This window comes from Pseudomonas sp. SBT1-2 (assembly GCF_028640875.1).
GTDB classification, from domain to species: Bacteria; Pseudomonadota; Gammaproteobacteria; order Pseudomonadales; family Pseudomonadaceae; genus Aquipseudomonas; species Aquipseudomonas chlororaphis_I.
In genome coordinates this window covers 1-8,077 of the sequence record NZ_JAQZAA010000087.1, presented here as the reverse complement: position 1 = coordinate 8,077, position 8,077 = coordinate 1, and the positions used below count along the sequence as shown (strand labels likewise).

The 8,077-nt window shown below is 65.2% G+C and carries 8 protein-coding genes; 3 read left to right on the top strand and 5 right to left on the bottom strand.

The features are described 5' to 3' along the window. Nucleotides 1-106: 106 nt before the first annotated feature. Together PVZ78_RS18345 and dapF are read right to left on the bottom strand one after the other, a co-directional pair. Complete coding sequence (locus tag PVZ78_RS18345; RefSeq protein WP_038631645.1) at nt 107-1,048, bottom strand: polysaccharide deacetylase family protein; 942 nt, start codon at nt 1,046-1,048, stop codon at nt 107-109. Nucleotides 1,049-1,270: 222 nt separating this feature from the next. Continuing rightward, nucleotides 1,271-2,065, bottom strand: a complete 795-nt coding sequence (gene dapF, locus PVZ78_RS18340; protein ID WP_038631648.1) for a diaminopimelate epimerase — start codon at nt 2,063-2,065, stop codon at nt 1,271-1,273. Nucleotides 2,066-2,365: 300 nt separating this feature from the next. Between dapF and PVZ78_RS18335 the strand changes: the two genes are divergently transcribed. Together PVZ78_RS18335 and PVZ78_RS18330 are read left to right on the top strand one after the other, a co-directional pair. Then, complete coding sequence (locus tag PVZ78_RS18335) at nt 2,366-4,039, top strand: MFS transporter (RefSeq protein ID WP_273829031.1); 1,674 nt, start codon at nt 2,366-2,368, stop codon at nt 4,037-4,039. Then, complete coding sequence (locus tag PVZ78_RS18330; protein WP_257374171.1) at nt 4,036-5,181, top strand: HlyD family secretion protein; 1,146 nt, start codon at nt 4,036-4,038, stop codon at nt 5,179-5,181. The genes PVZ78_RS18335 and PVZ78_RS18330 overlap by 4 nt, the downstream gene beginning before the upstream one ends. 177 nt (nt 5,182-5,358) lie before the next feature. On the opposite strand, the gene copD is transcribed toward PVZ78_RS18330, so the two are convergent. From copD to PVZ78_RS18315, 3 genes are all read right to left on the bottom strand, one after another. Then, nucleotides 5,359-6,219: a copper homeostasis membrane protein CopD gene (copD, locus tag PVZ78_RS18325; RefSeq protein WP_273829030.1), complete on the bottom strand. Its 861-nt coding sequence runs from the start codon at nt 6,217-6,219 to the stop codon at nt 5,359-5,361. 3 nt (nt 6,220-6,222) lie between these two features. Next, on the bottom strand, nt 6,223-6,567 hold the full coding sequence (gene copC, locus PVZ78_RS18320; RefSeq protein WP_273829029.1) for a copper homeostasis periplasmic binding protein CopC: 345 nt from the start codon (nt 6,565-6,567) through the stop codon (nt 6,223-6,225). Between the two features lie 93 nt (nt 6,568-6,660). Then, nucleotides 6,661-7,101 carry an acetyltransferase gene (locus PVZ78_RS18315; protein WP_016702787.1) on the bottom strand — a complete coding sequence of 147 codons (441 nt, stop codon included), beginning with the start codon at nt 7,099-7,101 and terminating at the stop codon, nt 6,661-6,663. Nucleotides 7,102-7,340: 239 nt separating this feature from the next. Between PVZ78_RS18315 and PVZ78_RS18310 the strand changes: the two genes are divergently transcribed. Next, entirely contained in the window at nt 7,341-7,961 is a 621-nt protein-coding gene (locus PVZ78_RS18310; protein WP_007922198.1) for a TetR/AcrR family transcriptional regulator, read from the top strand. Nucleotides 7,962-8,077: the final 116 nt, after the last annotated feature.

Genomic DNA, 8,077 nt, shown 5'->3' with positions numbered 1-8,077 from the left:
AGGACCCGTGCAGTCCCTGTAGGAGCGAGCTTGCTCGCGATAAAAATCGGCAGGCCGCCGCTGTTCTCGGATCGACCCACCGAACTTTCGTTCAACACATAACGCCTCAATCGTTATACGCCGCCTCGCTGTTATCGATCAGCGGGTCCTTCTCCGTCAGCACGATCTGCGCGATCCGGTCCTTGCGCATAAAGCTGACCTTGGGGTGGGACTGGGCGTAGCGGATAAAACGCTCCACCGCTTCGACCATCGCCGGCGTACCGCCGATACGATCGTGCAGGCTCACCGACATCATCCGCCGCCGGCTCGCGCCTTCGGCGTACAGGCGATCGAACTCCAGCACTAACTGCTGATAGAACTGTTCGGCGGAGAAGTGCCGGCCCTCGATCAGCACGATGTCGTTGTTGCGCAGGGTGTAGGGCACCACGGCGAATTTCTTGCCGCGCACCAGGGTGACGAAAGGTTCGTCACGGCTGACGTCATCGATGTGGTAGGTGAAATTCAGGTCCTGCAACACCTTCAGGGTGTTGGGGCTGCGCCGCAGCCAGTTGGCGTTGTAGCCGACCGAGCGCTGGCCGGTGAGCTTCTGCACCGCGTCCACGCCATCGCCGATGAACTGTTTTTCCTGGGCGTAGCTCATGTTGTAAGAGTCGGCCCAACGCATGCCGTGGGCCGCCACCTCGTGGCCGCGCTCGGCGATGGCCTTGACCAGCTCCGGGTGTTTCAGCGCGGCTTCACCGACCACATGCGAGGTGACCTTGATCCCGGTGCGGTCCCACAGATCGAGCAGGCGCCACAGGCCTTCCTTGTGGCCGTAGTCGAACCAGGTGTTGGCCGGCAGGTCGGGGTAGCCCTTGGGCAAGGGGCTTGCGGAAAACGGGCTTTCGGCGCCCTCCGGCTGGCCACCGGTCTCGAACTGCATGGAAAACGACAGCACCAGTTGCGAGCCGTCCGGCCAAGGGCGCTCCTGGGCGAACGCCAGGGCCGGCGCCAGCAGGCTGAGGGCGAGCAGGCGCTTGAACCAGCGCGAGTTTTTGTGGGGGGACATGGTGGCACTCCTTGAGGAAAAAGTGCCGATAGGCTGGCATCCAGTTTCTGCTTGAAAAATCCCCTCGAAACCAGATCACCTTTAAAGAAAATTTACCAATCGAGTCCGGGGAGGGCGTCGCTGCCGCTGGCCTCATCGCGAGCAAGCTCGCTCCTACAGAGTTTGCGCAAATCCTGTAGGAGCGAGCTTGCTCGCGATCAGGTCCACCAAACGCCGCGGCTCTCAGATCACCCCGCTGAACACCCGCTCCACCCCACCGGCCAGCCGCACCTTGCCCTGGCCGTCCCAGCTGACGGTGACCGGGCCGCCGTCGCACAGCACCCGGACCGGGCTGTCCAGCAGGCCGCGGCGTATGCCGTTGACCGCCGCGCCGCAGGAGCACGAGCCGGAGCCCAAGGGGATGGCGCCGTTGCGCTCCCAGATGCGCAGGCGAATGGTCTGGCGGTCGATGACCTGGACGAAGTGCACATTGGTCTTCTGCGGGAACAGCGGGTGCGCCTCGATCCGCGGGCCCAGTGTCGCCACGTCGATGGCGTGCAGGTCCTCGACAAAAAACGTGCAGTGCGGGTTGCCCATGCTGCACGCCGCCGGCTCGCCGGACAGGGGCAGGGCCAGGCTGTCGAGGGCCGTCGCCAGCGGAATCTCCTGCCAGGCGAATTGCGGCACACCCATCTCCACCGACACCGACTGATCCTCCAGGCGTATGCAGTGCTGGATGCCGCGGACGGTCTTCACCCGCACCGAGTCTTCGCCGCTTTCGCGCATCAGCAGGTCGGCCGCGCCGCGGGTGGCGCTGCCGCAGGTGCTCAGGCTGGAACCATCGGCATTCCAGAAGGTCAGTTGCGCCGCTGTCTCGGGGCAATGGCTGAGCACCACCAGCTGATTGAAACCCACGCCGCGATGGCGGTCGCCCAGGGTCCTGGCCAGCTCGCCGGTGATCGGGTTGTCGCGCCCACGGGCATCGACCAGCATGAAGTCGTCGCCATTGGCATGCAGCTTCTGAAAGGACAGGGGCATTGCGGGGCTCCGCGGGAGGCACAGGTGACGGCCGATTCTAGGGGGCGAGCAGCGGCAATGATAGGCAGGGCCTGTGGCGGATTTGCGTCAGCGCCACGGGTATTTCGTCAGGCTGCCGACAGTGGGCTGAAAAAATCCTCTGCACCGTGATTAGCTTTGCATAAAGTTCGTCAATCGAGCCCGGCAGTGTGCCTGGATCCCGAGGTTTTCCGGCACACTGCCGGGCAACCCGGAACAACTCTGGAGCGTCCGCCACTCGGGCGGACATGGAACAAGGTCAGCGAATGGCAAGGTCAATGAATGGATAGCTACGCCCCGCGCAACTGGCAGCCCCACGAAAAGCCCAGCTTGCCCGGTTCCCCCTCGACGCCGCTGCACCCCACGCACAAGCGCCTGGCCTATGCCCTGGTCGGTCTGCTGGTGGCGATCACCGGCGGCCTCGGCAACTCCCTGGTGGTCGCCAACCTGCCTTACCTGCAAGGGGCGCTGGGCGCGACCACGGCGGAAATGGCCTGGCTGCCGGCGGCCTACGTGATGACCAACGTGTCGATGAACCTGCTGCTGGTGAAGTTTCGCCAGCAGTTCGGCCTGCGCGCCTTTACCGAGGTGTTCCTGGTGCTCTATGCGCTGGTGACCTTCGGCCACCTGTTCGTCAACGACCTGAGTTCGGCCATCGCCGTGCGCGCGGCCCACGGCATGGTTGGCGCCGCCCTGAGTTCCCTGGGCCTGTACTACATGGTCCAGGCGTTCCCGGCCAAGTGGCGGATGAAAGCCCTGGTGCTGGGGCTGGGTGCCTCGCAACTGGCCTTGCCCCTGGCCCGGCTGTTTTCCGAAGACCTGCTGCAGATCGCCGAATGGCGCGGCCTGTACCTGTTCGAGCTGGGGCTGGCGCTGGCCTCCCTGGGCTGCGTGTTCCTGCTCAAGCTGCCGCCCGGCGACCGTTTTCGCACCTTCGAAAAACTCGATTTCCTGACCTTCGCCATCCTCGCCAGCGGCGTCGCGCTGCTCTGCGCGGTGCTGTCCCTGGGGCGCATCGACTGGTGGCTGGAAGCGCCGTGGATCGGCTACGCCAGCGCCGGCTCCATCGTGCTGATCCTCGCCGGGCTGGCCATCGAACATAACCGCAGCAACCCGATGCTGATGACCCGCTGGCTGGGCAGCGGGGCGGCGATCCGCCTGGCCCTGGCGGTGATCCTGATCCGCATGGTGCTGTCCGAGCAGTCCACCGGCGCCGTGGGCTTTCTCCAGGCGCTGAACATGAGCAGCCAGCAGATGCGCCTGCTGTATGGGGTGATGCTGCTGGGCAGCATCGCGGGCCTGGCCACCAGCGCCCTGACCATCAACCCGGCGCACCTGTTCATGCCGCTGGTCATCTCCCTGGCGCTGATGGCCGTGGGCTCGGTGATGGACAGCTTCTCCAATAACCTCACGCGCCCGGCCAACATGTACTTCAGCCAGTTCCTGCTGGCCTTCGGCGGGACCTTCTTTCTCGGCCCGACCATGGTCCTGGGCACGCGCAACGTGCTGACCAACCCGCGCAACCTGGTGAGCTTCTCGGTGCTGTTCGGCATCTGCCAGAACCTCGGCGGGCTGATCGGCTCGGCGCTGCTGGGGACCTTCCAGATCGTCCGCGAGAAATACCATTCCAGCCATATCGTCGAGCAACTGGTGCTGATGGACCCGCGGGTGCTGGGCCGGGTGCAGAGCGGCGGGGCGGCGGTCGGCAGGGTGATCGCCGACCCGCAGGCCCGCGAGCTGCAAGGCATCCGCAGCCTGGCCAGCGCCGCCACCCGCGAAGCCAACGTGCTGGCCTACAACGATGTGTTCATGCTGATCGCGGTGATCGCCGTGCTGACCATGATCTGGATCTTCATTCGCAGCCTGTGGCTGATGAGCACGACCAAGGCGGTCACGCCCGCAGCTTCGACCCCAGCCCCGACTCCCGTCCAACCCAGCGGTGCCATTTCTTCATGACCGAACCGACCATCACCACCACCAACGCCATTGCCTCGACGCCGGAAGGCAGTGCGCCGCCCTCGATGCCGATCACCGAGCCGCGTTCGCTGCGGGTGCGGATCATCTCGTCCCTGGGGTTCGCCGCGATCGCCATCAGCGGCGTGCTGGTCGTGCTCTATGCCTGGCAGCTGCCGCCGTTCAGCAGTGCCGTCGAAAGCACCGAGAACGCCCTGGTGCGGGGCCAGGTGACGATCATCGGGCCGCAGCTCAGCGGTTATGTGTTCGAGGTGCCGGTGCAGGACTTCCAGTTCGTCAAGGCCGGCGACCTGCTGGTGCGCCTCGACGACCGCATCTACAAGCAGCGCCTGGAGCAGTCCCTGGCCCAGCTGGCGTCGCAGAAGGCGGCCCTGGCCAATGTGGTGCAGCAGCGCAACAGCGCCGAAGCCACCATCAAGCTGCGCCAGGCGGCGCTGGCCGACAGCCAGGCCCAGGCGCGCAAGAGCGCAGCCGACCTGCGGCGCAACCAGGAACTGATCGCCGACGGTTCGGTGTCCCAGCGTGACCTGGACGTGACCCGCGCCGCCAACGCCCAGACCCTCGCCGCGGTGGCCCAGGCCCAGGCGCAGCTGGACATCGCCCGCCAGGACCTGCAGACGGTGATCGTCAATCGCGGCTCGCTGGAGGCCGCGGTGGCCAACGCCGAGGCGGCGGTGCAGCTGGCGCGGATCGACCTGTCCAACACCCGGGTCACCGCGCCGCGCGATGGCCAGCTGGGGCAGATCGGCGTGCGCCTGGGGGCCTACGTCAATTCCGGGGCGCAACTGATGTCGCTGGTGCCGAACCAGCTCTGGGTGATCGCCAACATGAAGGAAACCCAGATGGACAACATCCGCGTCGGCCAGCCCGCGAGCTTCACTGTCGATGCGCTCAACCACCGCAAATTCCACGGCCACGTGCAGCGCATCTCGCCGGCCACCGGTTCGGAGTTCGCCTTGTTGCAGGCCGACAACGCCACCGGCAACTTCGTCAAGATCGCCCAGCGGATACCGGTACGCATCACCGTCGACCCCGACCAGGCGGAAAGCGAACGCCTGCGCCCGGGGATGTCGGTGGTGGTGAGTATCGATACGGCGGCGGAAGGGGATACCCGGGTCGAATGACCCGACGCTTCTGTAGCCGCTGCCGAGCCCTGGCGAGGCTGCGATCGTCTGCGCAGCAGACGCCAAACCAGGCACCGCGCAGCGTCAGTTACACCACGCCGCCAGGTCTACGGGGCTGCGCCCCGATCGCAGCCTCGCCAGGGCTCGGCAGCGGCTACAGGGGCGAGAGGGCAGGGTTCAGGCGGTGAGGGGCGGCAGGGTGCCGAGCAGGGACACGGCGGCCACCGCGGCGATCCCCAGCAGCCATTCCAGCAGCACGCTACGACGCAGGGTGCCCAGGCGCTGCTGGCAGTCCTCGATCCGCAGGCGGTTGAACAGGGCCAGGGCGAACATGCCGCACACCAGCAGCACCTTGATCAGCAGGATCAGGGCAAAACCGGACAGCAAGGGTGTCGGCCACAGCTGGCCGGTCAGCACTCGTACATTGATCAGGCCGGTGACCAGCAACCCACCTACGAGCCCGTAACCCACGCCGCTGAAACGCAGTAGGACCCGCTCCAGAGGCTGCTCGCCGGGTTGCCGCAGAATCATCAGCAGCACCAGCAAACCGCCGAGCCACAGGCTGACGCAGCCCAGGTGGACGATCTGGTTGAGGATTAGCAACTGGCCGCCGAGGCCGTCGAGCATGGCGCCGTGGCCCACCGGGGCGAGGGTGGCCAGCAGCAGGGCGGCGAGGATCAACCGTGGCGCCAGCCGCTCACCCAGGCGAGTCAGCAGCAACACCACCAGCGCACCATTGAGCAGCAGATGCCAGCTCCACACCTGGCCGAAAAAGGTCTTGCCCAGCACCCGTCGCAGGGTGGCCGGGTCCAGGGCCGCGGCGCCGCTGCCGGCCATGCTGGCGGTGATCAGCAGCAACCAGCAGACGCCCGTGGCCAGGGCGATCCCGGCCAGCCAGCGGCCGAGTCGGGTCAGGTTGCGATCCAGTGCGGCGAAGGGCTCGCGCCCCAACAGCAGGGGCCTGAACACCCAGGCCCCGAACAGCAAAAGGACTGCCGCGAAATGCACGAAGCGGCAGAGCACCAACAGGGTCGACATCGGTTACTGGCCGACCTTGAAGCTGTAGCTGCCTTCGCTCGTGTGGGTATCGACCGACACCGCATGCCACTCGACCTTGTAGGCGCCCGCCGTCAGTGGCGCCGCCGGGGTCACGATCAGGGTCTTCTTGTCCGCGCCTTCGGTGGCCAGGGTCTTGACGGCGACCGCCGCGCCATCCTTGCTCAGGCTGACTTGGGTGAAGGTCGCCTCGACGCCTTCGGAGAACACCAGGCGCAGTTCGCCCGGCGCGCTCACCGTGCTGTCGGCGGCCGGGACCTGGCTTTGCAGGTGGGCGTGGGCGAAGGCCGAGGAAGCGGCAACGAGAGAGGCCAGCAGTTTTTTCAGCATGGGAAATACCTGTTCAATGAGTGTCGGGTCGTCGCTGGGCCTATGAGTATAAGGACCGTGGCAGGGGCCCTGGATGAAACATCGGCGCGGCGTTCAAGGGGTTTTCAGGCGCATATGGATGATCGGGAACGGCCGGCCCTGGCCGTCGGTTTCCGAGCGGCCGATGTCTTCGAAACCGTAGTGCCGATAAAAACCATGGGCCTGGGGGTTCTGTTCGTTGACGTCGACAGTGAGCCGCGGATGGCGGCTGCGCACGTGGTCCAGCAGTTGTCGGCCGACGCCCTGGCCACGGCGGGCCGGTTCGATAAACAGCATTTCCACCTTTTCACCGGCGCTGGCGATAAAACCGGCCGGGGTGCCGTCGTCGTCCTCCAGCAGCCAGACCTCGAGGGCCGGCAGGTAGGTGTCGCGCACCAGGGGGTAGAGCAGTTGGATATCGTCTTCGCTAATGAAGTCGTGGGTGGCCCGTACCGAGCGTTCCCACAGGGCGGCGAGCTGCGGGTCGTCCGCGGGCCAGCGTTTTCGAATGTGCATGAGCATGATCCATGGCGGCGTTGCAGGATGGCCGAAACCCTCAGGGTTCGGCGGCGAAAGTCCTGCCTGCATGTCCGTGTCGCGAATCAACGCCTGGACGGAACACTTCAGGTGCCTGGGAATAAGGCGGGAAGGATCCTAACCAATCGTTTTTGCCGGGGAAAGCCAGGTCCAGGAAGTTTCGTTTTTGTACGAAGGCCAATGGTAGTCTTGCAGCAGACTGTTTTCAGGGAGCCCATATGGGCAATCACAAGATCGAGATCCGTCGCAGCAACGTCGAGAAGATCCTCCTGGCGGCGGAAAAGGTATTCGCCGAAAAAGGCTTCAGCGGCACGGCCATGGCCGATATCGCCGCCGAGGTGCAGTTGCCGCGCTCCAACCTGCATTACTACTTCAGCACCAAGAGCGAGCTGTACAGCGCGGTGCTGCTGGAACTGCTGGAGTTGTGGAAGCAGGACGCCCTGTGCTTCGAGATGTTCGACGACCCGCGGGTGGTCCTCAGCAGCTACATCCGCGCCAAGATGAACCATTCCCGCAGCCGGCCCTATGGCTCGAAAGTCTGGGCCAACGAAATCATCCACGGCGCGCCGACCCTGGGCGAGGCGCTGGACGCCAGCCTGTACGACTGGGCGAAGATGAAGGAAGCGAAGATCCGCCAGTGGGTCGAAGACCAACGCATCCTGCCGGTGGAGCCGTCGAGCCTGCTGTACATGATCTGGGCCTCGACCCAGCACTACGCCGACTTCGACCACCAGATCATGATCATCAACGAGCATCAGCCGCTGTCGGACATGCAGTTCGAAAAAGCGGTGCAGACGGTGACCAGTGTGATTCTGCGGGGGATTGGGTTGGAGCCGTAGGCGTCCCTGAGATTGCTATCGATATCGCTGGAGCACCAGACAGTATGCGTTATCGTTCACCTCCATCGCGGGCAAGCCTCGCTCCTACAGAAGCGCACGGTCTTCTTCTGTAGGAG

Excerpts from the sequence above, each read along its gene's own strand:
- PVZ78_RS18345 (WP_038631645.1), bottom strand. The coding sequence starts at position 1,048 with ATGTCCCCCCACAAAAACTCGCGCTGGTTCAAGCGCCTGCTCGCCCTC.
- dapF (WP_038631648.1), bottom strand. The coding sequence starts at position 2,065 with ATGCCCCTGTCCTTTCAGAAGCTGCATGCCAATGGCGACGACTTCATG.
- PVZ78_RS18335 (WP_273829031.1), top strand. The coding sequence starts at position 2,366 with ATGGATAGCTACGCCCCGCGCAACTGGCAGCCCCACGAAAAGCCCAGC.
- PVZ78_RS18330 (WP_257374171.1), top strand. The coding sequence starts at position 4,036 with ATGACCGAACCGACCATCACCACCACCAACGCCATTGCCTCGACGCCG.
- copD (WP_273829030.1), bottom strand. The coding sequence starts at position 6,219 with ATGTCGACCCTGTTGGTGCTCTGCCGCTTCGTGCATTTCGCGGCAGTC.
- copC (WP_273829029.1), bottom strand. The coding sequence starts at position 6,567 with ATGCTGAAAAAACTGCTGGCCTCTCTCGTTGCCGCTTCCTCGGCCTTC.
- PVZ78_RS18315 (WP_016702787.1), bottom strand. The coding sequence starts at position 7,101 with ATGCACATTCGAAAACGCTGGCCCGCGGACGACCCGCAGCTCGCCGCC.
- PVZ78_RS18310 (WP_007922198.1), top strand. The coding sequence starts at position 7,341 with ATGGGCAATCACAAGATCGAGATCCGTCGCAGCAACGTCGAGAAGATC.